Raw genomic sequence first — 24,549 nt, forward strand, 5'->3', positions numbered from 1 at the left:
CTAAATTTGTTCCATCACAAACCGTCTTGTGGCTGCATCAATTTCCAGAATTTCCTCTAAGCTCGGACGTGCAATGACATTGTGATGGTTCATTGCTTTTTCAATGAGGTCTTCCACTGTTAAGAAACCAATTCTCTTTTGTAAAAAAGCTTCAACAGCTACTTCATTTGCTGCGTTCATTACAGCTGGCATACTTCCACCAGCTTTTCCAGCTTCATACGCAAAACGTAAACAACGGAATCGTTCTTGGTCCATTTTCTCAAAATGCAACGTCCCTATTTCCCATAAGTTTAACTGTTTTGTGTCTGAAAGAGGCAATCTATCAGGATATGTAAGTGCGTATTGAATTGGTACTCGCATATCAGGTGAACCAAGCTGCGCCATTACACTACGATCTTCAAATTCAACCATAGAATGGATAATACTTTCTTTATGTAAAACAACATCGATTTGCTCATAAGGGATACCAAAAAGCCAATGTGCTTCAATTACTTCTAGTCCCTTATTCATCATTGTAGCAGAATCAATTGTAATTTTCGAACCCATTGACCAGTTTGGATGTCGAAGCGCATCTTCTACGGTCACATGATGCAATTCATCTCTCGTTTTATCACGGAAACTTCCACCAGAAGCCGTTATAATAAGACGAGAAATTCTTTTTTCATTTTCACCATTCAAGCATTGAAAAATAGCCGAATGTTCACTATCTACTGGAAGTAACGAAACATTATGTTTTCGCGCTGCTTCCATTACAAGATGTCCTGCAGTTACTAACGTTTCTTTATTTGCAATTCCAATTGTTTTTTTCGCCTCAATCGCACGAAGTGTCGGTAACAACCCTACGCTACCTACAACAGCATTTACTACAATCTCCGCATCTGGATGTAATGCTACTTCTAAAAGTCCTTCACTACCATATACAATTTTTGTATTACCAGAAACAGTTTGTAATTTTAAAACATCTTCCTCTCTTTGCACAGAGACGATTTGCGGAGAAAATTCTTGAATTACCTTTACTGCGTAGTCAATATTTTTCCCTACAGAAAAAGCAACGAGACGGAATTGGTCTGGGTGCGAGCGTAATACATCTAAAGTTTGTGTACCAATCGATCCGCTTGCACCTAATAAACTAATGTTTTTCATGACTCCAACCCCTCGTTCATTTATTAATTGTATTGTAATAAGAAGTAGAGAATTGGTAAAACGAATAACCAACTATCTGTTCGATCTAATATACCACCATGCCCAGGTAAAATTGTACCTGAATCCTTTACGCCATAATGACGTTTAAAAGCAGATTGTACTAAATCACCAATTTGTCCAAAAATAGAAATGATAATTGTCAGCACAATTAAAATTACTACATTCGATTCGACTGGGAAGAACACGTTGTAAACAAGTGCCACAATAATTCCACAAACGATGCCGCCTAATGAACCTTCAATCGTTTTATTTGGACTAATTTCTGGCCACAATTTTCTCTTGCCTAATGCTTTTCCTACGAAATATGCGCCTGAATCAGTAGCCCATATAACAAATAATGCACAAAACACATATTTAATTCCTAATATTCTCGTTTCATTTAAATATAAGAATCCCATTGCCACATATGTCGTTGCCATTAGTAAAAATGAAGCATTATCAAAAGTAAATGTATTCTTAGAAAGGACTGTATATGATAAAAGTAATAAAACAATCACAAATGTGATTTCCAATTTACCTAATCCAATCCATGTAAACAGTTCTGATGCACTACTTGGAATTAAAAGAATCCACAATAATACTGCAGCTAAAACTGTCGGTACTGAAATAAGCGTAAGCTTATTCATACGAATTAATTCATATAAACCTATAGAAGCAAGTGCATACACTAAAACCGTAAAAGGCACGCCACCGTATATTACGATGGGAATGAATAGCGCGGCAGCAACCACTCCAGTAATAATTCTCTGTTTCACTACCAAACCCTCTCTTTCTACACGCCTCCGAATCTGCGCCCTCTATGTTGAAAGTCAGTAATCGCATTTAGCAAATGTTCTTCTTTGAAGTCTGGCCAATACACATCCGTAAACCAAAACTCCGAATATGCAATTTGCCATAACATGAAATTACTAATACGTAGCTCTCCGCTTGTTCGGATTAACAACTCTGGATCGGGTAAAGAACTCGTCATTAAGTAGGAGGAAAGCATTTCTTCACTTACCTCTTCAGAACGAATTTTTCCTTCCTCATTATCTTTCATCATATGTTGCACAGCAGAAACGATTTCATCTCGACTTCCATAGTTTAACGCGAAATTAAGAATTAATCCCGTATTCTCTTTCGTATCTTCCATGGCTTTCTCCATCGCTCTGCGTGTATGCGTAGGAAGACGATCTTTTTGCCCTATTACTCGGACTTGTACGTTTTCTTCAATCAATTCTGGTAAAAATGTACCTAGAAATTCTTCTGGAAGCTTCATTAAATAATCAACTTCCTTTTTCGGTCTTTTCCAGTTCTCAGTTGAAAAAGCATAAAGAGTTAACACTTTCACATTAAGTTTACTTGCAAATTTTGTAATTTTCTTTACAACTTGCATACCTTCATGATGTCCCGCAATACGAGGCATTGCTCTCCTCTTTGCCCATCTTCCATTCCCATCCATAATGATGGCAATATGTTCTGGGATATATCCTTTTTTCACTTCTTCAACGAGATGATCAAACGATGTGTCCTTTTTACCTTTAAAAAAAGGAAAGTTTTTAAACATCATTCATACCCTCCAACAAGCAGACGTATGCCTAAAAGTGTAAAAAGACCCCCTTAAGAAGAGGGTCATATTTGCGAAGTTATCGCTATTACACTTCCATGATTTCTTTTTCTTTGTTTTTTGCGATTTCGTCAACTTTTGCAATATATTTATCTGTTTCTTTTTGGATATCTTCAGTATATCCTCTTAAATCATCTTCTGTAATCTCGCCAGCTTTTTCAAGCTTCTTAAGATCATCATTTCCGTCACGACGTACGTTACGAACAGCTACTTTTGCTTCTTCAGCATATTTTTTCACAACTTTAACAAGATCACGACGACGCTCTTCTGTTAATGCAGGGAATGCAATACGAATTACAGTTCCATCATTAGAAGGGTTTAAGCCTAAATCTGCTTTTAAAATTGCTTTTTCGATATCACCGATAGAAGTTTTATCATAAGGTTGAATTACAAGTAAACGTGCTTCTGGAACTGTAATGTTCGCTAATTGCACAACTGGTGTTGGTGCACCATAGTAATCAACTTGTACCTTATCTAATACAGACGAGCTTGCACGACCAGCGCGAACTGTTGCTAATTCACGAGAATAAGCAGCAACTGCTTTTTCCATTTTTTCATTTGAAGACTTCAATACTTGTTGTCCCATATTTATTTCCCCCTTACAACTGTTCCAATATTTTCGCCTAAAACGGCACGTTTAATATTACCTTTTTCCATAACTGAGAATACAATTAATGGAATATCATTATCCATACATAGAGAAGAAGCTGTAGAATCCATTACACCTAAACCTTCTTTTAATACATCTAAGTAAGTAAGCGTTTCGTATTTCGTAGCTGTTGGGTCAATAGATGGATCTGCGCTATATACGCCATCCACATTATTTTTTGCCATTAAAATAACGTCTGCTTCGATTTCCGCTGCACGTAATGCTGCTGTTGTATCTGTAGAGAAGTATGGATTACCTGTACCTGCTGCAAAGATAACAACACGTTTTTTCTCTAAGTGACGAACTGCTTTACGGCGAATGTAAGGCTCTGCCACTTGACGCATCTCAATTGAAGTTTGTACACGAGTTTGGATTCCAATATTCTCCAAGCTATCTTGAAGAGCTAACGAATTCATAACTGTAGCTAACATGCCCATGTAATCTGCTCCTGCACGATCCATGCCCATTTCACTTCCAATTTTCCCACGCCAAATGTTACCGCCACCAACAACAACAGCAACCTCTACATCAAGTTCTGCAATTTCTTTTACTTGTTCTGCAACTGACTTAATAACAGTTGGATTAATTCCAAATCCTTGCTCTCCAGCTAAAGCTTCTCCACTTAGCTTTAAAACGACACGATTATATTTCGGTTTACTCATAATGAACCTCCAATTGCTTACATCTTTATTTTAAAAAAGGGAACACAATGTGTTCCCTAATCTGTATTAGTTACTACCTTTTACTTGGTTCATTACTTCTTCAGCAAAGTTGTCTTCGCGTTTTTCGATACCTTCACCAACAGCGTAGCGAACGAATCCTTTTAATGTTCCGCCTTTAGACTCAACGAACTGACGAACTTTCATATCAGGGTTTTTAACGAATGCTTGGTCAAGTAAGCAAATCTCTTCGAAGAATTTGCCTAGACGGCCTTCAACCATTTTTGCAACGATTTTTTCAGGCTTGCCTTCGTTTAATGCTTGTTGTGTTAATACTTGACGCTCATGCTCAACTTCTTCAGCTGTTACAGCATCGCGGTCGATGTATTTAGGGTTAACTGCAGCGATGTGCATTGCAACATCTTTAGCAGCAGCTTCATCAGTAGAACCTTCAAGAACTGTTAATACACCAATGCGTCCACCCATGTGTAGGTAAGCGCCGAATGCATCTGCATCAGTTTTTGATACGATTTCGAAACGACGAAGTGTAAGTTTTTCACCAATTTTAGCGATTGCTTCGTTGATGTGCTCTTCAACGTTTTTACCGTTTTCCATTGTTTGAGCCATAGCTTCTTCAACGTTAGCTGGTTTGTTAGTTAATAAGTGAGCAGCTAATTCTTTAATTAGTGCTTGGAAACCTTCGTTTTTCGCAACGAAATCAGTTTCAGAGTTTAATTCTAAGATTAAAGCGTCGTTACCGTTTGTTTCGATGAAAGTTAAACCTTCAGCAGCAATGCGGTCTGCTTTTTTAGCAGCTTTCGCAATACCTTTTTCGCGTAAGAAGTCAATTGCCTTCTCCATGTCGCCGTTAGTTTCTGTTAAAGCTTTTTTGCAGTCCATCATACCTGCGCCAGTTTTTTCACGTAATTCTTTTACCATTTGAGCAGTGATTGCCATATTTTTCATCCTCCTAAAATATGTATTTATACCTTTTATAAAGGTGTTTATACCTTAAAAAAGGTGATAAAAGGCCGAACCCCTTATCACCTTTCCAACTTTGTTACGCAGTAACAGTTTCTTCACCTTGTTTTGCTTCAAGGATCGCGTCTGCCATTTTAGATGTAAGAAGTTTTACAGCACGAATTGCATCATCGTTTGCTGGGATAACGTGATCGATTTCGTCTGGATCACAGTTTGTATCAACGATACCGATGATTGGAATGTGTAATTTGCGTGCTTCAGCAACTGCAATACGCTCTTTACGAGGGTCTACTACGAATAATGCACTTGGAAGACCTTTCATATCTTTAATACCGCCTAAGAATTTCTCAAGACGCTCTAACTCTTTTTTAAGTTGAACAACTTCTTTCTTAGGAAGTACTTCGAAAGTACCATCTTCTTGCATTCTTTCGATGTCTTTAAGACGCTTGATACGCTTTTGGATTGTTTGGAAGTTTGTTAAAGTTCCGCCTAACCAACGTTGGTTAACGAAGTACATACCAGCACGAGTTGCTTCTTCTTTAATAGCTTCTTGTGCTTGTTTTTTAGTACCTACGAATAAGATGTCTCCACCTTCAGCAGCGATGTCGCGCATCGTTCTGTAAGCTTCCTCAACTTTTTTCACAGTTTTTTGTAAGTCGATGATGTAGATACCGTTACGCTCTGTGAAAATGTAACGCTTCATTTTTGGGTTCCAACGACGAGTTTGATGTCCGAAATGAACACCAGCTTCAAGCAATTGCTTCATAGAAATTACTGACATAATATAGTTCCTCCTAAATGGTTTTTGATATCCTCCGTTTACTTCATCTCTAAGCGAAACTACAAACGTAGCACCAACACTTAAATCAGTAAACGTGTGTACTTTGTACTGACACCACTGCTTACTATATCATACTGAAATATTACAATCAAGTCGAAAATGCGAACAATGTAAAACTTTCTTTGTTCATACTCGAATTCTAGTATTACCAACCTTCATTTCTTTTAAGCAAAAAAGTAAAACACAATTAATAGTTTTCCCAGAAAACACGCTTATGGCACTTTTCACAAGCGCCATCAATCCATTGCACAAAAAAAACTCTCCTCGATCGAGGAGAGTTTTTTATAAATTAGTTTGTTTTTAATTTAGCAAGTTCCTGTAGAAACTTGTCGTTTAGCACTTTAATGTATGTTCCTTTCATACCTAAAGAGCGAGACTCAATTACACCAGCACTTTCTAATTTACGTAGTGCATTTACGATTACAGAACGAGTAATTCCTACACGATCAGCAATTTTACTTGCAACAAGTAAACCTTCTGTTCCATTTAATTCTTCGAAGATATGCTCAATTGCTTCTAACTCACTGTAAGATAATGAGCTGATCGCCATTTGAACAACAGCTTTACTACGTGCTTCCTCTTCGATTTCTTCTGCTTTTTCACGTAAGATTTCCATGCCTACAACAGTTGAGCTGTACTCAGCAAGGATTAAATCGTCATCTAAGAACTCTTGACCAAGACGAGCTAATACTAAAGTACCTAGACGCTCACCACCACCAACGATTGGTACGATTGTAGTTAAACCTTGACCAAATAATTCTCTGTTTTCTACCGGGAATGCTGTGTAAGCACTGTTCACATCTAAGTTTGAAGATGTTTCTGTAATGTTGAATAAGCTTTGTGTATACTCTTCTGGGAATTGACGTTCTGCAAGCATTTGCTTCATGCGTTCGTTTTCGATTTGTTGGTGAATTGCATAACCTAGTAATTTACCACGACGACTAACTACGAATACGTTTGCTTCGATTACTTCACACATTGTGTCAGACATTTCTCTAAAGTTTACAGGCTTCCCTGCTGCGCTCTGTAATAACGCATTTAATTTTCTTGTTTTTGCTAATAATTCCATTTCAAAAGTTCCTCCTACATGTTACTCACATATTTTTTCATCACTTGGAAACTAGGGCGAGTCACCTGATGACACTATTACAAAATAAACTGGCTCACATCTTTATTTTTAGCAATTGTTGCTAATTTCTCCTCAACGTATTGAGGGGTTATCGTTATTTTCTCTAACGTAATTTCAGATGCTTCAAACGATAAATCTTCAAGGAGCTTCTCCATAATCGTATGAAGTCTTCTTGCTCCAATATTATCTGTATCCTGATTAACTTGATAAGCAATCTCAGCAATCTTACGAATAGCTTCGTCTGAAAATTCAATTTCTATACCTTCGGTCGCTAATAATGCCATATATTGTTTAATTAACGCATTGTCAGGCTCGATTAATATTTTAACAAAATCGTCTGTCGATAATTTTGTTAATTCTACTCGAATCGGAAATCTCCCTTGCAATTCCGGAATTAAATCCGACGGTTTAGACATATGGAACGCTCCAGCTGCAACGAATAAAATATAATCCGTTTTTACTGATCCGTATTTTGTCGCAACATTCGACCCTTCTACAATTGGCAAAATGTCACGTTGCACACCTTCACGTGATACATCTACGCTATTCGACTGCTTACCAGCAATTTTGTCAATTTCATCGATAAAAATAATCCCGAGCTGTTCAGCACGATAAACAGCCTCTTGTGTAACTTCATCCATATCAATTAAGCGCTGTGCCTCTTCATTTGTCAAGAGTTTTCTTGCTTCTTTTACAGAAAGTTTACGTTTTTTTGTTTTTTTCGGCATAAAACTCCCTAACGCATCTTGGAAATTCATTCCCATTTGCTCCATGCCAGTTCCTTGTAACATATCAAACATTGACGACTGTTGCTCAGTCACTTCAATCGATACAATCTCTTCTTCAAGAAGCCCTGCAGCAAGCTTTCTCTCCACATCTTGACGTTTCTTTTCGATTTCACCATCTTCTTGTGTATCAGACGTTTGACTCGAATTTTGAGCGCCCCCGAAAAGCATCTCTAATGGATTTTTAAATCCAGATTGCTTCTCCGGACTCGGTACTAAAATTTCAACAAGACGTTGATTCGCTTGCTCTTCTGCTTTATCTTGAACTTTCACTACCATTTCTTCTTTTACGATACGAACCGATGTTTCCACAAGGTCACGTACCATCGACTCTACATCTCTACCCACATATCCAACTTCTGTGAATTTTGTAGCCTCAACCTTAATAAAAGGTGCTCCAACGAGTTTCGCCATTCGTCGTGCTACCTCTGTTTTCCCAACACCTGTCGGTCCAATCATCAAAATGTTTTTAGGTGCTATTTCATCACGTAAATTTTCAGCTAATTTACTGCGACGGTATCGATTTCTCAACGCTACAGCAACCGCTTTCTTTGCGTCTTTTTGACCGATGATATATTGATCTAATTTTTCCACAATTTGGCGCGGAGTAAAATGTAAATGCATATAAAATGCCTCCCTTACGATTCTACAATTCTTCAACAATTATGTTGTGATTCGTATAAACACAAATATCACCAGCAATCTCTAAACTCGCTTTCGCAATTTGTTTCGCTGTTAAGTGTTCACTTGCATATTGCTTTAAAGCACGACCTGCAGAAAGCGCATAATTTCCACCAGATCCAATTGCTAAAATACCATCATCCGGTTCAATCACTTCTCCTGTACCTGAAACAAGAAGCATAGTTGTTTTATCCATGACAATGAGCATCGCTTCTAGTTGACGTAACATTTTATCGCCACGCCATTGTTTTGCCATTTCAACAGCAGCACGCTGCAAGTTGCCATTATACTCTTCTAATTTCCCTTCAAACATTTCAAAAAGAGTAAATGCATCAGCAACTGAACCTGCAAAACCAGCTAAAACTTTACCTTGGAAAAGTCTGCGAACTTTACGAGCTGTATGTTTCATTACAACAGCATTTCCCATTGTCACCTGACCATCTCCAGCCATTGCACATTCTCCATTATGATGAACTGCAAATATCGTTGTAGCGTGGAAATTCCCCATAGAAAAAACTCCTTTATTTGTTTTTATAGCTTTTAAAGCAATTTATGCCCGCGGGTGATGCTTCATGTAAACAGAACGCAATCTTTCTTTAGAGACATGCGTATAAATTTGTGTAGTCGACAAATTCTCATGACCTAATAGCTCCTGTACAGTACGTAAATCCGCCCCTTCATCTAACATGTGTGTAGCAAATGTATGCCTTAACATATGGGGACTTATCCGCATTGTCAGTGACGCCTTTTTAATGAGTTCATTTAAAACATAACGTACTCCACGACTTGTTAGCGGTGTACCTTTCGCATTTAAAAATACCATACGAGAGTCTTCGTCAGTCTTATTAACTAACTGTTTTCTCCCATTCTCTATATAAGTAATTAAAGAATCTTGCGCATAGCTTCCGAACGGAATATACCTTTGTTTTTTTCCTTTTCCCATTACTAAAATTGTTCCCACCGCAAAGTCAATATCGGTAAGTTGTAAATTGACACATTCACTCACACGGATTCCAGTCGCATACATCAACTCTAATAAAGCTTGATTCCTTTGACCTAATGGTGTTCCCGTGTCAGAAACTTCAAATAATTCCTCTAACTCTTCAGCATATAAAAACTTTGGGATTGACAATTCTTTTTTGGGGAGTGACGCAAGTGCAAACGGATTATCTTTTCGATAACCTTCACGCATCAAAAAACGATATAAACTTCGTAAGCTTGATACTTTTCTTGCGACAGATTTACGGGCTAACTTTTCATCGTGCAACGTCGTTAAGTACAAACGAACATCCGCGTATGTAACGTCTAAAAAAGAGGATATGCCTTCTCGCTCCATAAATTGCACAAAATGTTCTAAATCATTTTGATAACTTGCAATTGTATATTTTGAATAATTTCTTTCAATTTGTAAATATCCAACGAATAATTGTAACAATTTCTTCACATTCACACAACTCACCTCAATAAAGGCTACTAAATCGTATCACAACTTAGTAGCCTTTGCAAGAAATTTAACTAAATATTTACAAAATTTTGAATTGTTTCTAAAGCTCGTGTTGCGTATGCTTCATTTCGTTCCGCTTTCTTTTTGATCTTTTTCTCTAACGGTGCAAATAGACCGAAGTTCGCATTCATCGGTTGGAAGTTTTTAGCATTCGTTGCCGTAATGTAATTTGCCATGCTACCCATTGCAGTTACTGACGGTAATACAACTGGCTCTTCACCTTGCACAAGACGTGCAGCATTAATTCCCGCTAATAATCCTGATGCTGCTGATTCAACATATCCCTCTACTCCAGTCATTTGACCAGCGAAGAATAAATCATCACGTTGTTTATATTGATATGTTGGACGAAGCAAATTAGGTGAATTAATAAACGTATTACGATGCATTACACCATAACGTACAATCTCTGCATTTTCCAGTCCCGGAATTAACTGTAGCACTTCTTTTTGTGGTCCCCATTTTAAATGCGTTTGGAAACCTACGATATTGTATAAAGTTCCCGCTGCATCATCTTGACGCAACTGAACAACAGCATATGGCGTTTTTCCTGTTTTTGGATCTTCCAATCCAACAGGTTTCATAGGTCCAAATACTAGCGTCTGTCTCCCTCTACTTGCCATAACTTCTACTGGCATACAACCTTCAAAGAAAATTTCTTTTTCAAACTCTTTTAAAGGCACTGTCTCAGCAGCAATTAAAGCCTCATAAAAACGGTCAAACTCTTCTTCTGTCATTGGGCAATTTAAATATGCAGCTTCACCTTTGTCATAACGCGATTTTAAATATACTTTATTCATGTCAATGCTGTCTTTTTCTACGATTGGTGCTGCCGCATCGTAGAAATAGAAATAATCTTCACCTGTTAGTTCTTTTAATTGTGCAGCAAGATCAGGAGATGTAAGTGGACCTGTTGCAATAATTGTTGGTCCTTCTGGAATTTCAGTAAGCTCTTCGTTCACTACAGTTACATTCGGATGGTTTTTTACGTATTCTGTTACTTTAGCTGCGAACTCATGACGGTCTACAGCTAAAGCACCTCCAGCTGGTACAGAGCACTCGTCTGCCGCACGAATAATTACAGAATCCATTAAACGCATTTCCTCTTTAATAACTCCAACTGCATTTGTTAAAGTGTTTGCACGAAGTGAGTTACTACATACTAATTCAGCAAATTTATCTGTGTGATGAGCTGGTGTTTGCCTTACCGGCCTCATTTCATATAATCTAACTTGGACACCACGTTTTGCAATTTGGTAAGCTGCTTCACTTCCTGCAAGACCTGCGCCAATGACGTTTACTACTTGTGTTGTCATTTATATCACCTTTCCTTTTCTTCCCGAAAAAAATGTGAGCAGTTACGCTCACATTTGTTGTTCTTCTTCATAATCGCACGAAATACATTGTACTTGCACGCCTTTTTTTAACTTTTTCTCTACAAGCATGCCTTCACACTTCGGACATTTACGACCAATTGGCTTATCCCAAGATACAAAGTCACACTCTGGATACGTACCGCATCCATAGAAAAGACGTTTCTTTTTGTTACTGCGACGCTCAATAATTTGTCCTTCTTCACATTTCGGACAAGTTACACCGATTTCTTTCACAATCGCTTTTGTATTACGACAATCAGGGAAATTCGAACAAGCCATAAACTTCCCGTATTTACCCATTTTAAAGACCATTGGATGTCCGCATAATTCACAGTCTTCCCCAGCTGGCTCATCTTTAATTTCCACTTCACGCATTTCTTTTTCCGCTTTTTCTAAGCGCGGTTCAAATCCTACGTAGAAATCATCAACAATTTTCACCCAATTGGCATTTCCTTCTTCTACTTCATCAAGGCTTTGCTCCATATTGGCAGTAAATTCAATGTTAATAATTTCTGGGAAAAACTCTAAAATAAGTTCAATTACTATTTCACCAAGTTCAGTCGGAACGAAGCGTTTATTATCCAAACCTACATATCCACGTTTTTGAATCGTTTCAAGTGTAGGTACATAAGTCGACGGTCTTCCAATTCCAAGTTCTTCAAGTGTTCTTACTAGACGGGCCTCTGTATAGCGCGGAGGAGGTTGTGTAAAATGTTGCTTCGGTTCTAAATCCTTTGAAAATACAGTTTCCCCTACTTCTAAAGGCGGCAACATCTTATCCTTTTCTTCCGCACCATCATCTTTCGACTCTACATACACTTTCATAAATCCTGGGAACTTTACAACCGATCCACTTGCACGGAACTGAACATTGTTATTAATGAGTCTCGCTGTCACAGTATCCATTATAGCAGACGCCATTTGACTTGCAACAAATCGCTCCCAAATCAATTTATATAATCGAAGTTGATCACGACTTAAGAAACTTTTCAGTTCCTCTGGCTTTCTCATTACCGAAGTAGGACGAATTGCCTCATGTGCATCTTGTGCATTTGACTTTTTCGATTCTTTCTTCTTTTCTGTTCCTATGTATTCCGTACCATACGCTTCAGTGATGTAAGTACGTGCCTCTGTTTGAGCTGTTTCTGAGATACGTGTTGAATCAGTTCTCATATACGTAATAAGACCTACAGTTCCTTGTTTTCCAAGATCTATCCCTTCATACAATTGCTGTGCAAGCATCATCGTTTTCTTTGCTCGCATATTTAACTTACGTGCTGCTTCTTGTTGCAAGGAAGATGTTGTAAACGGTAATGCAGGATTACGTTTTCGCTCTTTGCGCGTTACATTTTCAACTGAAAACGCATTGTCTTTCATCTGTTCAATTATTTCATTCACTTGCGTTTCATTCGTTAATTGAACTTTTTCACCATCTACACCGTAAAAACTTGCTTCAAATGTGTCTTTTCCTTTTACAAATTCTGTTTTAATTGTCCAGAATTCTTCAGGTTCAAAGCTTTGAATTTCCTTTTCACGTTCGATGATTAAACGAACTGCTACAGATTGTACACGCCCTGCACTTAATCCTTTTTTTACTTTCTTCCATAATAAAGGACTAATATTGTAACCAACAAGACGATCAAGTATGCGTCTTGCTTGTTGTGCATCTACTAAATCCATATTAATTGCGCGAGGATGTTTAAATGATTCTTTGATTGCATCTTTCGTAATCTCATTAAACACAACCCGACAATCTGATTCAACGTCCACATTTAACGTATTCGCTAAATGCCAAGCAATCGCTTCCCCTTCGCGGTCTGGATCGGCCGCGAGATAAACTTTCTTTGCTTTTTTCGCCGCTGATTTTAAATCCTTTAAGACGGGACCTTTACCACGAATGGTAATGTACTTCGGGGTGAAGTTGTTCTTTACTTCTATCCCCATTTGACTTTTTGGCAAATCGCGAACATGTCCCATAGACGCGACAACTTTGTATTTTTTCCCTAAATATTTCTCAATGGTCTTCGCCTTAGAAGGCGACTCCACGATTACGAGGTAATCTGACATGCTAGTGCCTCCTTAAGAGGTGGATTCAAGTCTTCATTAATCTTATTGATTTCTCTTGTTTTTGTCAATCAAGAATGAATATACCATACAGTGCCAATCTACCATTTGTCAATAATTGTTTAATAAAAATTTAAAAATATAAGGTTAATTTAAAATCTCCTCCAAGATATCTTCTGCATTTCTTACTAATTTTGCTCCTTGTTGAATAAGATGATTCGTTCCCGATGCCCCCTCTATAAATATAGGTCCAGGAAGCGCAAACACCTCTCTATTTTGCTCTAACGCAAGGTCTGCAGTAATAAGTGTTCCACTTCTCGATTTGGCTTCTACAACTAAAACACCTTTACTTATACCACTAACAATCCGGTTCCTTTTTGGAAAATACCATTTTTTCGGTGCATAGTGCGGAGGATACTCTGTCAATAACAATATATATTCCTTCCACATTTCATATAAATGTCTATTTTCTTTCGGATACATAAACGACAATCCGTGCCCTAATATCGCAATAGTCGGGCAATGATGCCTTACTGTAATCTCATGAGACATTGTATCTATCCCTTTTGCAAACCCACTGACAATAAGCCACTCTCTTTCTAATAAAGGGTGTAAAATAAACTTCAAACTCTCATGACCATATAATGATGGTTCTCTCGTTCCAACAACTGCTAATTTATTTACTTTATTGAGAAAATCTTTCTCTCCTTTTCCATATAAAACGAAGGGAGGATCTTGTATTTCACGTAATAATTGCGGATAATTTTCATCCCATATCGTTATATAAAAAATACGATTTTTCTCTAAATAAGATATATATTGCGGAAGATTTGAACTTTGAAGAAATTTCACTAGTTCTGAAGATTTTTTCGAGGATATTCCAGTGTAGTATTCCATTTGTTTTTCGTTAAAAGTATATATGTTCTTTAATTCTGGATCGACATATAGTAGCCTCTCCATCGCTTTCCAATAATCTGCTAGCAAGTAATGAAGATGTAATAATCGCTCTCTTTTCATCTCAATTCTCCTTACCCATAATTTTTATTATGTAAACAGAAAAAGTGTAAAAAGACACCCTCAAGTAAGAGGGTGTCTTTTTACAGATTAATAGTTTTTGCAAGTCTCAAATAAACCTTTTTCTTTTAAAACAGAGATTAGCGTTTCTCCCATAACTGCTGGAGTTTCAGCTACTTTAATGCCACAAGCTTCCATTGTTTTAATCTTTTCAGCAGCAGTTCCTTTACCGCCAGAAATGATTGCACCAGCATGGCCCATACGTTTGCCAGCAGGCGCTGTTTGACCACCAATGAAGCCTACAACAGGTTTTGTCATATTAGCTTTTACCCATTCAGCTGCCTCTTCTTCTGCTGTACCGCCGATTTCACCAATCATAATTACAGCATGTGTTTCTTCATCTTCATTAAATGCTTTTAACGCATCAATAAAGTCTGTACCGTTAACAGGGTCCCCGCCGATACCTACAGCAGTAGATTGTCCAATACCCTCTTGTGTTAACTGGTGTACAGCTTCATACGTTAAAGTACCAGAGCGCGATACGATACCTACATGACCTTTTTTATGAATGTATCCTGGCATAATACCGATTTTACATTCATCAGGCGTGATAACACCTGGGCAGTTTGGTCCAAGTAAACGTGTATGTTTACCAGCCATATATCTCTTTACGTTTACCATATCTAATACAGGAATTCCTTCAGTAATACATACTACTAAATCAATTTCTGCATCAACTGCTTCCATAATTGCATCAGCCGCAAAAGCGGGTGGAACGTATACAACTGAAGCGTTTGCGCCTGTTGCTTTCACTGCATCTTCTACAGTATCAAATACTGGTACACCTTCAATATCAGTGCCACCTTTACCTGGCGTTACACCACCGACAATTTTCGTACCGTATTCAATCATTTGTTTTGTATGGAATAAACCTTGAGAACCTGTAATACCTTGAACAATAACTTTTGTATCTTTATTAACTAATACGCTCATTTTTCTCCCCCGCTTTCTATTAGCCCACTAGTGAAACAATTTTTTGTGCACCGTCTGCCATAGATTCTGCTGCAACAATATTTAAGCCAGACTCATTTAAAATTTTCTTACCTAGTTCTACGTTTGTACCTTCAAGACGTACAACTAAAGGTAACTCAAGACCTACCTGTTTCGTTGCTTCAATAACACCTTCTGCAATAACATCACACTTCATAATGCCACCAAAAATGTTAACGAAGATACCTTTTACATTTTTGTCAGAAAGGATAATTTTGAATGCTTCTGTAACTTTTTCAGCAGTTGCACCGCCACCAACATCTAAGAAGTTAGCTGGGTCACCGTGGTAATGTTTAATGATATCCATTGTAGCCATCGCTAAACCTGCACCATTAACCATACAACCGATATTTCCATCTAAAGGAATGTAGTTTAAGTCGTATTTTGAAGCTTCAATTTCTTTTGCATCTTCTTCGTCAAGATCACGAAGCTCTAAAATGTCTTTATGGCGATATAACGCATTAGAATCAAAGTTTAATTTTGCATCTAGTGCCATAACTTTACCTTCACCTGTTGTAACAAGTGGGTTAATCTCAGCGATAGAGCAATCTTTTTCAATAAACGCACGGTATAAGCCCATCATAAACTTCACAGCTTGTCCTACAAGCTCTTTTGGAATATTGATGTTAAATGCAATTCGGCGCGCTTGGAAACCTTGTAAGCCTACTGCCGGATCAATATATTCTTTAAAGATTTTTTCAGGTGTTTTTTCTGCTACTTCTTCAATTTCTGTTCCGCCTTCTTCAGAAGCCATTAAAACAACTTGAGAAGTTGCACGATCTAAAACTAGACCTACATAATATTCTTTTTTAATATCGCAACCTTCTTCGATAAGTAAGCGTTTTACTTCCTTACCTTCAGGACCTGTTTGATGTGTCACAAGTGTAGTTCCTAAAATGCTTTCTGCATATGTACGAACTTCATCTAAATTTTTTGCAACTTTTACTCCGCCAGCTTTGCCGCGTCCACCAGCGTGAATTTGTGCTTTCACTACACATACATCTGTTCCTAATTCTTTCGCTGCTTCTACAGCTTCTTCTACTGTAAATGCAACCTTCCCGTTCGGAACGCTAACCCCATAGCTTCTAAGGACTGCCTTACCTTGGTACTCATGGATATTCATGGTCCCATCCTCCCCTGTTTTCCTGTTTTACTCGAAAAGTTTTTTAATGTTTAAAAAACATTACATTGCCATTGTATAAGATGATTGGCACGCTGTCTACAATAAAGTGTCAGAAAACTGAAATCGCTTTATTCTTTTTCGGAAATAGTAATGTTTATATGCCAAAATAAAAAATAAGCTGTATATTTACAGCTTATTTTTGAATCATATCTTTAATTGGCGCGAATGACTTTCGGTGTTCCTCTAATACTCCATGCACTTCAATTGCCTCTAAATGTTGCTTTGTGCCATATCCCATATGTTGCTCAAATCCGTATTCAGGATACTTCTCTCCCAGTTCTTTCATCATACGATCTCTCGTTACTTTTGCGATAATGGATGCAGCTGAAATCGAAACACTTTTCGCATCACCTTTAATAATTGAAGTTTGCGGAATTGGTGTGGGAAGCTTCATCGCATCAATTAATAAATGTTGGGGTGTATAAGATAAATTTGCAACAGCATCTAACATCGCTTGTTTCGTTGCTTGGTAAATATTAATTTCATCAATAACTTGCGGTGATACAATTCCAACTCCAATTGCAATCGCTTGTACTTTTATTTCATCATAAAAACGCTCACGTTTCGCTTCACTCAGCTTTTTTGAGTCATTTAACCCTGGAATATAAAAATCCTCAGGAAGAACGACAGCTGCCGTCACAACAGGCCCAGCCAATGGCCCGCGCCCTACTTCATCAATACCTGCGATATACGTGACCCCTTTTTCACGCAAAGCATTTTCATACTTGGACATTTCAAAAAACTTCTCTTTTTCTTTCTGTTCTAACTCTTTTTGTTTATACCACTTCAAAACGAGCTTTTGAACGCCTTTTCGCTCATCTTTCATTAACAGTTGAAAGCGATCATCTTCTTCATTCATAATTTCTTTCAATACATTTTCCGCTTCTTTTATCGTCATTGTTTGCATTTATACAAGCTCCTTTTTAAACGTATCCAAAAAGAAAAGACGCACAAACGCACGTCTTATACTTCTTCTATTTTTTCCACATCTTCTACTTGCTCTGCAAACTCTTCCGGTGTCTCAAACGTCATTTTTCCAAGTTTGCCACCACGAAGCTCACGAAGTACAAGCTCAGATGTCTTATCATAATCAATCATTCCGCCGCCCATTAAGCAGCCTCTATTTTTTCCAATTGCATCGAATAATTCCACAATATCTTCTGGAATCTCATTTAAATTGTAACGTTCTTTCAAGCGTTCTGGATAATGTTTCTCCATAAAACGTAATGCGTAAACAGCTACATCTTGTAAATTTAAAATTGAATCTTTAATTGCACCCGTCGTCGCTAAGCGAAGACCCACTAATTGATCTTCAAATTTAGGCCACAGAATACCTGGCGTATCTAACAATTCCATTTCCTTCCCAACTTTAATCCATTGTTGAGCTGTTGTCACACCTGGACGATCTCCTGTTTTAGCAATATTTTTCTTTGCCAATTTATTAATTAATGTAGATTTACCAACATTTGGTATACCTACAATTAATGCGCGAATCGCTCTCGGTCTAATACCTTTTGCAACCATTTTATCAAATTTTTCTTTAACAAGCACTTTACAAGCTGCTGCAATTTCTTTCATACCTTGTCCAGCTTGCGCGTTAATCGAAATTGCCATATGGCCTTTTTCTTTAAAATATGCGATCCATTGTTTTGTTAAACGATCATCTGCCATATCCGCTTTATTTAAAACAACAAGCCTCGGCTTATGTGTAATGATTTCATCAATCATTGGGTTTCGAGATGATAATGGTAATCGAGCATCTACAAGCTCAATTACAACATCAATTAATTTTAATTTCTCCGTTACTTGGCGTCTAGCCTTCGCCATATGCCCTGGAAACCATTGAATTACCATGTTGCCACCTTCTTTTTCATTTATTTCACAATACGTGCGTCTTCTAACGGCCAATATAACATATTGGCTTTACCAATTACTTGATCCTTTGAAATCGTACCGATTGAACGGCTATCTTTACTAAAACGACGATTATCACCTAAAACAAATAATTGATCTTTTGGGACAGTTTTCTTGCCTGTCATTTCTTCAAGATTAAAATCATATGTAAGCGGTCCGTCAGCAATTTGCTTTTTCTGCTTGTCTAAATACGGCTCCTCATAAGCCTTTCCGTTAACATACAGTTTATCATTACGATACTCTATTTCATCGCCTGGCAGGCCTATAATGCGCTTAATGTAATCTTTATCTTCTGTTGCTCGAAATACGATAATATCAAAGCGTTTTGGATCTCCAATGTGATAACCAATTTTATTCACAATCATTCGATCACGATCATGTAAAGTAGGTGCCATCGATACCCCGTCTACGAGAATTGGAGCAAAGAAAAACTGTCTAATAACACCAGCTAATACAACAGCAATCAAAATTGCTTTAATCCATTCCCAAAGTGAACTCTTCTCTTTTTTCATGCATTTCCCCTCCACGGTTATGTAAGCTGTTCGTATTATACCAAAATTTCATATAGATTGGAAAAAGGGAGCTTGTGCATTTACAAGCTCCCATACATGTCTTATCGAATTTCTTTAATACGTGCTTTTTTACCGCGAAGGTTACGTAAGTAGTATAACTTAGCACGACGTACTTTACCACGGCGAAGTACTTCGATTTTCGCGATTCTTGGCGTGTGAACTGGGAATGTACGCTCAACACCTACACCGTAAGAAATCTTACGAACTGTGAATGTTTCACTAATTCCGCCACCACGACGTTTAATTACAACACCTTCGAAAAGCTGAATTCTTTCACGAGTTCCCTCAACAACTTTTACGTGTACACGTAAAGTGTCACCAGGACGGAATGAAGGAAGGTCAGTTTTTAATTGGCCTTTTGTAATTTCTGCGATTAATTGTTGCATATTAAATTCTCTCCTTTAAACAGATGCTCTTATAAAGTCTTAATAAATTACAGCGGAACATCGTTAATACGGCTACTGATTTCAGTAGCACAAATGTTATAATAGCATATTACTAGGCCTGTTGCAATAGCAAATATATGAAGTTATTACTGCTCTCGCTTTATTTCCTCAAGCCATTTTTTCTCTTGTTTAGATAGATCTCTATCATCTAACAAATCAGGTCTACGCGTATACGTACGGCGCAAAGATTCCTTATGTCGCCATTCGTCAATATTTTTATGATTCCCTGACATTAATACATCCGGTACCTTCATACCACGAAAATCAGCCGGACGTGTATAATGAGGATGCTCTAATAAACCTGTACTAAACGAATCCTCCACTTGTGAAGCATGATTTCCTAGCACGCCTGGCAAGAGACGTACAACACTATCAGTAATAACCATAGAAGCTAATTCTCCGCCCGTTAATACATAGTCACCAATAGAAATCTCATCCGTTACGAGATGCTCACGAATTCGTTCGTCATACCCTTCATAATGCCCACATACAAAGATCAAATGTTCTTCCTCTGCAAGCTCTTCCGCTTTCTTCTGCGTAAATCTTTCGCCCTGCGGACACATTAAGACAACTCTCGGCTTACACTCTGTCTCTTTCGTCAAATCTTCTACAGCATCAAAAATAGGCTGAGGAGTAAGCACCATACCAGCTCCTCCGCCGTAAGGATAATCGTCTACGCTATTATGCTTACTTGTTGTATAATCACGAAAGTTAACAACACGAAGGTTTACCGCTTCTTTTTCTTGCGCCTTCTTTAATATAGAAGATCCAAATACACCGGTAAACATGTCTGGGAACAACGTTAAAATATCAATTTTCATTATAGCAACCCTTCCATTACATGAATGGTTACTAATTTATTTTCAATATTAACTTGAAGTACAACGTCATCAATATAAGGAATTAAAAGATCTTGACCCTTCGGACGTTTAATCACCCAAACATCATTTGCACCAGGAGAGAGAATTTCTTTGATTGTCCCTAGCGCTTCTCCTTCTTCCGTTACAACGCTGCAACCAATAATTTCGTGATAGTAGTATTCACCTTCAGCAAGTTCGCCTAACTGCTCTTCTGGTACTTTTATTAAAGAACCTTTAAACTTCTCTACTTCATCTACATTGTTATATCCTTCAAATGTTAATAAATCGAATGTCTTATGTTGGCGATGAGAAGTTACCTTCACCGGAAGGTAGTCTGTGTCTTTCTCATTCGATATGTATAGTGTGTTTCCTACTTTATATCGCTCTTCTGGAAAATCAGTACGAGAAATAACACGGATTTCTCCTCTTACGCCATGAGTATTTACAATTTTCCCTACGTTAAACCATTTTGTCATAAATAGTATGTCACCCCTGGTTTCTATATAAATTAAGCATCTCCATTTCATAGATGGAACATGCAATCTCTATTTAAATGTTAAAAAAGGGAGAGGAATAACTCCTCGCCCTTTTTACGTTTATTGAATTTCCAGTGTTACTTTTTCATCATTATGATGTCCCACTGAATACAAGAGCATTCGAATCGCTTTCGCAACTCTCCCTTGCTTTCCAATGACTTTTCCAACATCCTCAGGATGTACAGTTAATCGATACTTTATCTCTCCGTTGTAAAGTTCCTGTGTAACTTTTACATCTTCAGGATGATCGACAAGAGGCTTGACAATCGTCTCGACTAACTTCTTCATAGTCATTGCCTCAATTACTTACCTTGTTTAGATAAGTGGAATTTCTCCATGATACCTTGGTTAGAGAATAAGTTACGAACTGTATCAGATGGTTTAGCACCATTTCCTAACCATTTTAATGCTGCTTCTTCGTTGATCTTAACTTCAGCTGGTTGAGCAACTGGATTGTAAGTTCCGATTTCCTCAATGAAACGTCCGTCACGAGGAGAACGAGAATCTGCAACAACTACACGATAGAAAGGAGTTTTTTTAGCTCCCATACGTTTTAAACGAATTTTAACTGCCATTTATAAAGCACCTCCGAATTTATTTCACACAGATAATTATATTAGCAAAAAGACTATTGCTTTGTAAAGTATTTTTTCTTAACAGAGCCATCTTTTTTTCCTTACATGAATGGAAACTTCAATCCACCTAGTCCTTTTTTCTTGCCTTTTTGCATTCCAGTCATCGTCTTCATCATTTTTTTCATGTCATCGAATTGTTTGATTAGACGATTGATTTCTTGTACAGTTGTACCGCTACCTTTGGCAATGCGCTTTTTGCGACTAGCATTGATTATTTCCGGTTGTTCTCGTTCTAATTTAGTCATAGAACGAATAATTGCCTCAATATGCCCAATTTGTTTTTCATCAACTTGCGCATTTTTCAGCCCTTTAATTTTATTTGCACCAGGAAGCATTCCTAACAATTCATCAAGCGGCCCAAGTTGACGCACTTGTCCAAGTTGTTCTAGGAAATCGTCAAGCGTAAACGAAAGCGTACGCATTTTTTGCTCAAGTTCTTTTGCTTTCTCTTCATCAACTGTAGCTTGCGCTTTTTCAATCAATGTTAAGACATCGCCCATCCCTAAAATACGGGATGCCATACGCTCTGGATGGAACGCTTCAATTGCATCTAGTTTTTCACCCATACCAGCAAATTTAATCGGTGTGTTTGTTACAGCCTTAATAGACAATGCAGCACCACCGCGCGTATCACCATCTAATTTCGTTAATACAACACCTGTTAAACCTAACTGTTCATGGAAACTTTGTGCAACATTTACCGCGTCTTGTCCCGTCATCGCATCGACAACAAGGAAAATTTCATCCGGTTTCGCAACTTCTTTAACTTTCGCTAATTCATCCATTAGTTCTTCATCAATATGCAGGCGACCCGCTGTATCGATTAAAACATAATCATGATGATCTTCTTTTGCTTTTGCAATCGCTTGTTTCGCAATTTCAACAGGACTTACTTGATCTCCTAAAGAAAATACAGGCATGTCCAATTGCTTCCCTAATGTTTCAAGCTGTTTAATTGCTGCTGGACGGTAAATATCAGCTGCAACAAGCATCGGTTTACGATTATGCTTTTTACGAAGCAAATTCGCAAGCTTACCTGTCGTCGTTGTTTTACCCGCACCTTGCAGACCAACCATCATAATAACAGTCGGTGGCTTATTAGCAACAGCAATTTTGCTTTGCTCTCCGCCCATAAGTTCTGTAAGTTCTTCCTGTACAACTTTAATTACTTGTTGTCCAGGTGTCAAACTTTTCATTACATCTTGTCCGACAGCACGTTCAGACACACGCTTCACAAAATCTTTTACTACTTTAAAGTTAACATCTGCTTCTAAAAGAGCTAGACGAACTTCTCTCATCATTTCTTTCACATCGGCTTCAGAAACTTTTCCTTTGCCGCGGATTTTTTGCATTGTCTGTTGAAGTCGGTCGGCTAATCCTTCAAATGCCATATTGCCGCCCTCCTAATCTAATTTTTCGATAGCTTCAACAACTTGTTTCATTTCTTCATTCACATGCTCTTCTTCGCTGATTAGCTGTTTTAGCTTTGCAACAAGTCGCTGTCGCTCTTGAAACTTTTGAAGTAATACTAATTTTTCTTCATATTCTTCAAGCATCGCTTCAGTCCGTTTAATGTTATCATACACGGCTTGGCGACTTACATCAAATTCTTCCGCAATTTCACCAAGAGATAAATCATCTAGATAATAAAGCGACATATAACTTCTTTGTTTTTGCGTTAACAACGATTGATAAAAATCAAATAAATAGTTCATTCTCGTTGTTTTTTCGAGCATGTTGGATCATCCTTTGTTAAGTGATTTCCCTTTACATGAATTAGTTTACATGGAGTCCAAAAGAGTGTCAAGTTTTTTTCTTAACATCATATATTTTTATAGAAAAAGAAGCGGAAATACCGCTTCTTTCGCTTATACTTCTTCTGTTTCTACTAAGTTCGCAAATAAACCATACACATATTGTTCTGGATCAAACTGCTGCAAATCATCCATTTGCTCTCCTAATCCAACAAACTTCACCGGTACATCCATTTCGTTACGAATCGCTAATACAATACCACCTTTAGCAGTTCCATCTAACTTCGTTAAAACAATACCAGTTACATTCGTTGCCTCCCGGAATGTTTTCGCTTGGCTTAAACCGTTTTGTCCTGTTGTTGCATCAATAACAAGCAATACTTCATGAGGAGCACCTGGTACTTCACGCTCAATTACACGCTTCACCTTCTCTAACTCTTTCATTAAGTTTACTTTATTTTGCAAGCGTCCTGCTGTGTCACATAGTAATACATCTACCTTACGTGCTTTCGCAGCTTGTACAGCGTCATACATAACCGCCGCTGGATCAGATCCAGATCCTTGTTTAATCACTTCTACACCAACACGATCGCCCCATACTTCTAATTGTTCAATCGCCCCAGCACGGAATGTGTCTCCTGCTGCCAATAGGACTGACTTACCTTCTGATTTAAACTTATGCGCCAGTTTACCAATTGTTGTCGTTTTTCCTACACCGTTAACACCAACAAATAAAACAACCGTTAATTGGTCCTCTTGCATATTAATTTCGTTACTAAAATCGCTGTCACCTTTGTAAATTCCCACTAGTTTTTCTGAAATAACAGCTTGTACTTCTTTTGGATCTTGAATGTTACGACGTTGTACTTCTTCTTTCAATTGATCAATTAATTCCATTACCGTCGCAACGCCAACGTCTGCACCAATTAAGATTTCTTCTAACTCTTCGAAGAAATCTTCGTCCACTTTACGGTAACGATACACTAAATCATTCACTTTATCCGCAAATGAATTTCTAGTTTTTTCTAATCCGTGTTTAAATTTCTCTGTAACTGTATCCGTTTGTTTTGAAATTTTTTCTTTTAGTTTTTTAAAAAAACTCATACT

General features: G+C 37.7%; 27 protein-coding genes. All 27 read right to left on the reverse strand.

Features of this window, described 5'->3' with window-relative positions; translation table 11 throughout:
• Positions 1 to 1,143, reverse strand: coding sequence for a 1-deoxy-D-xylulose-5-phosphate reductoisomerase (gene dxr / locus QCI81_RS06045; RefSeq protein ID WP_000790379.1), 1,143 nt, complete (start codon positions 1,141 to 1,143; stop codon positions 1 to 3).
• Between the two features lie 23 nt (positions 1,144 to 1,166).
• A complete protein-coding gene (gene cdsA, locus QCI81_RS06050; RefSeq protein WP_000813592.1) occupies positions 1,167 to 1,958 on the reverse strand; it encodes a phosphatidate cytidylyltransferase in 792 nt (263 codons plus the stop codon).
• Between the two features lie 17 nt (positions 1,959 to 1,975).
• The gene (uppS, locus tag QCI81_RS06055) at positions 1,976 to 2,752 is read right to left on the reverse strand and encodes an undecaprenyl pyrophosphate synthase (RefSeq protein ID WP_000971296.1); all 777 of its coding nucleotides are present in this window, start codon (positions 2,750 to 2,752) and stop codon (positions 1,976 to 1,978) included.
• A gap of 85 nt (positions 2,753 to 2,837) precedes the next feature.
• Positions 2,838 to 3,395 carry a ribosome recycling factor gene (gene frr / locus QCI81_RS06060; protein ID WP_000531505.1) on the reverse strand — a complete coding sequence of 186 codons (558 nt, stop codon included), beginning with the start codon at positions 3,393 to 3,395 and terminating at the stop codon, positions 2,838 to 2,840.
• Between the two features lie 2 nt (positions 3,396 to 3,397).
• Positions 3,398 to 4,120 carry a UMP kinase gene (pyrH, locus tag QCI81_RS06065; protein WP_000042669.1) on the reverse strand — a complete coding sequence of 241 codons (723 nt, stop codon included), beginning with the start codon at positions 4,118 to 4,120 and terminating at the stop codon, positions 3,398 to 3,400.
• Positions 4,121 to 4,186: 66 nt separating this feature from the next.
• Positions 4,187 to 5,074: a translation elongation factor Ts gene (tsf, locus tag QCI81_RS06070; RefSeq protein ID WP_001018577.1), complete on the reverse strand. Its 888-nt coding sequence runs from the start codon at positions 5,072 to 5,074 to the stop codon at positions 4,187 to 4,189.
• 103 nt (positions 5,075 to 5,177) lie between these two features.
• On the reverse strand, positions 5,178 to 5,879 hold the full coding sequence (gene rpsB / locus QCI81_RS06075) for a 30S ribosomal protein S2 (protein WP_000111485.1): 702 nt from the start codon (positions 5,877 to 5,879) through the stop codon (positions 5,178 to 5,180).
• A gap of 349 nt (positions 5,880 to 6,228) precedes the next feature.
• Positions 6,229 to 7,008, reverse strand: coding sequence for a GTP-sensing pleiotropic transcriptional regulator CodY (gene codY, locus QCI81_RS06080; protein WP_000421290.1), 780 nt, complete (start codon positions 7,006 to 7,008; stop codon positions 6,229 to 6,231).
• A gap of 77 nt (positions 7,009 to 7,085) precedes the next feature.
• On the reverse strand, positions 7,086 to 8,477 hold the full coding sequence (gene hslU, locus QCI81_RS06085) for an ATP-dependent protease ATPase subunit HslU (protein WP_000550085.1): 1,392 nt from the start codon (positions 8,475 to 8,477) through the stop codon (positions 7,086 to 7,088).
• A gap of 22 nt (positions 8,478 to 8,499) precedes the next feature.
• Positions 8,500 to 9,042: an ATP-dependent protease proteolytic subunit HslV gene (gene hslV, locus QCI81_RS06090; protein ID WP_000526274.1), complete on the reverse strand. Its 543-nt coding sequence runs from the start codon at positions 9,040 to 9,042 to the stop codon at positions 8,500 to 8,502.
• Between the two features lie 42 nt (positions 9,043 to 9,084).
• On the reverse strand, positions 9,085 to 9,984 hold the full coding sequence (gene xerC / locus QCI81_RS06095; protein ID WP_001101245.1) for a tyrosine recombinase XerC: 900 nt from the start codon (positions 9,982 to 9,984) through the stop codon (positions 9,085 to 9,087).
• 65 nt (positions 9,985 to 10,049) lie between these two features.
• Positions 10,050 to 11,354, reverse strand: a complete 1,305-nt coding sequence (gene trmFO / locus QCI81_RS06100) for an FADH(2)-oxidizing methylenetetrahydrofolate--tRNA-(uracil(54)-C(5))-methyltransferase TrmFO (protein ID WP_000213006.1) — start codon at positions 11,352 to 11,354, stop codon at positions 10,050 to 10,052.
• 48 nt (positions 11,355 to 11,402) lie between these two features.
• Positions 11,403 to 13,481, reverse strand: a complete 2,079-nt coding sequence (gene topA / locus QCI81_RS06105) for a type I DNA topoisomerase (RefSeq protein WP_001286955.1) — start codon at positions 13,479 to 13,481, stop codon at positions 11,403 to 11,405.
• A 144-nt stretch (positions 13,482 to 13,625) separates the two neighbouring features.
• Positions 13,626 to 14,495 (reverse strand): DNA-processing protein DprA, encoded by an 870-nt coding sequence (dprA, locus tag QCI81_RS06110; protein WP_000818046.1) that lies wholly within the window; start codon positions 14,493 to 14,495, stop codon positions 13,626 to 13,628.
• Between the two features lie 87 nt (positions 14,496 to 14,582).
• Positions 14,583 to 15,485, reverse strand: coding sequence for a succinate--CoA ligase subunit alpha (gene sucD / locus QCI81_RS06115; protein ID WP_000115178.1), 903 nt, complete (start codon positions 15,483 to 15,485; stop codon positions 14,583 to 14,585).
• A 19-nt stretch (positions 15,486 to 15,504) separates the two neighbouring features.
• Positions 15,505 to 16,665, reverse strand: coding sequence for an ADP-forming succinate--CoA ligase subunit beta (gene sucC / locus QCI81_RS06120; RefSeq protein WP_001020790.1), 1,161 nt, complete (start codon positions 16,663 to 16,665; stop codon positions 15,505 to 15,507).
• Between the two features lie 193 nt (positions 16,666 to 16,858).
• Positions 16,859 to 17,632, reverse strand: a complete 774-nt coding sequence (locus tag QCI81_RS06125) for a ribonuclease HII (RefSeq protein ID WP_001194269.1) — start codon at positions 17,630 to 17,632, stop codon at positions 16,859 to 16,861.
• A gap of 56 nt (positions 17,633 to 17,688) precedes the next feature.
• Complete coding sequence (ylqF, locus tag QCI81_RS06130) at positions 17,689 to 18,579, reverse strand: ribosome biogenesis GTPase YlqF (protein ID WP_000236702.1); 891 nt, start codon at positions 18,577 to 18,579, stop codon at positions 17,689 to 17,691.
• 20 nt (positions 18,580 to 18,599) lie between these two features.
• Positions 18,600 to 19,151: a signal peptidase I gene (lepB, locus tag QCI81_RS06135; RefSeq protein ID WP_000711852.1), complete on the reverse strand. Its 552-nt coding sequence runs from the start codon at positions 19,149 to 19,151 to the stop codon at positions 18,600 to 18,602.
• Between the two features lie 101 nt (positions 19,152 to 19,252).
• Positions 19,253 to 19,597 (reverse strand): 50S ribosomal protein L19, encoded by a 345-nt coding sequence (gene rplS / locus QCI81_RS06140; protein ID WP_001186516.1) that lies wholly within the window; start codon positions 19,595 to 19,597, stop codon positions 19,253 to 19,255.
• Positions 19,598 to 19,743: 146 nt separating this feature from the next.
• A complete protein-coding gene (gene trmD / locus QCI81_RS06145) occupies positions 19,744 to 20,478 on the reverse strand; it encodes a tRNA (guanosine(37)-N1)-methyltransferase TrmD (RefSeq protein WP_098818442.1) in 735 nt (244 codons plus the stop codon).
• Positions 20,478 to 20,993 carry a ribosome maturation factor RimM gene (gene rimM / locus QCI81_RS06150; protein WP_000170272.1) on the reverse strand — a complete coding sequence of 172 codons (516 nt, stop codon included), beginning with the start codon at positions 20,991 to 20,993 and terminating at the stop codon, positions 20,478 to 20,480. The genes trmD and rimM overlap by 1 nt, the downstream gene beginning before the upstream one ends.
• 120 nt (positions 20,994 to 21,113) lie before the next feature.
• Complete coding sequence (locus tag QCI81_RS06155) at positions 21,114 to 21,341, reverse strand: KH domain-containing protein (RefSeq protein WP_000737399.1); 228 nt, start codon at positions 21,339 to 21,341, stop codon at positions 21,114 to 21,116.
• Between the two features lie 14 nt (positions 21,342 to 21,355).
• A complete protein-coding gene (gene rpsP / locus QCI81_RS06160) occupies positions 21,356 to 21,628 on the reverse strand; it encodes a 30S ribosomal protein S16 (protein WP_000268750.1) in 273 nt (90 codons plus the stop codon).
• 101 nt (positions 21,629 to 21,729) lie between these two features.
• Positions 21,730 to 23,079, reverse strand: coding sequence for a signal recognition particle protein (gene ffh, locus QCI81_RS06165; protein WP_000863460.1), 1,350 nt, complete (start codon positions 23,077 to 23,079; stop codon positions 21,730 to 21,732).
• 12 nt (positions 23,080 to 23,091) lie between these two features.
• Positions 23,092 to 23,424, reverse strand: a complete 333-nt coding sequence (locus tag QCI81_RS06170; protein ID WP_000891062.1) for a putative DNA-binding protein — start codon at positions 23,422 to 23,424, stop codon at positions 23,092 to 23,094.
• Positions 23,425 to 23,556: 132 nt separating this feature from the next.
• Positions 23,557 to 24,546 carry a signal recognition particle-docking protein FtsY gene (gene ftsY / locus QCI81_RS06175; RefSeq protein ID WP_000007642.1) on the reverse strand — a complete coding sequence of 330 codons (990 nt, stop codon included), beginning with the start codon at positions 24,544 to 24,546 and terminating at the stop codon, positions 23,557 to 23,559.
• Positions 24,547 to 24,549 lie beyond the last annotated feature (3 nt).

This window comes from Bacillus cereus group sp. MG20, from assembly GCF_040459885.1.
GTDB classification, from domain to species: Bacteria; Bacillota; Bacilli; order Bacillales; family Bacillaceae_G; genus Bacillus_A; species Bacillus_A cereus.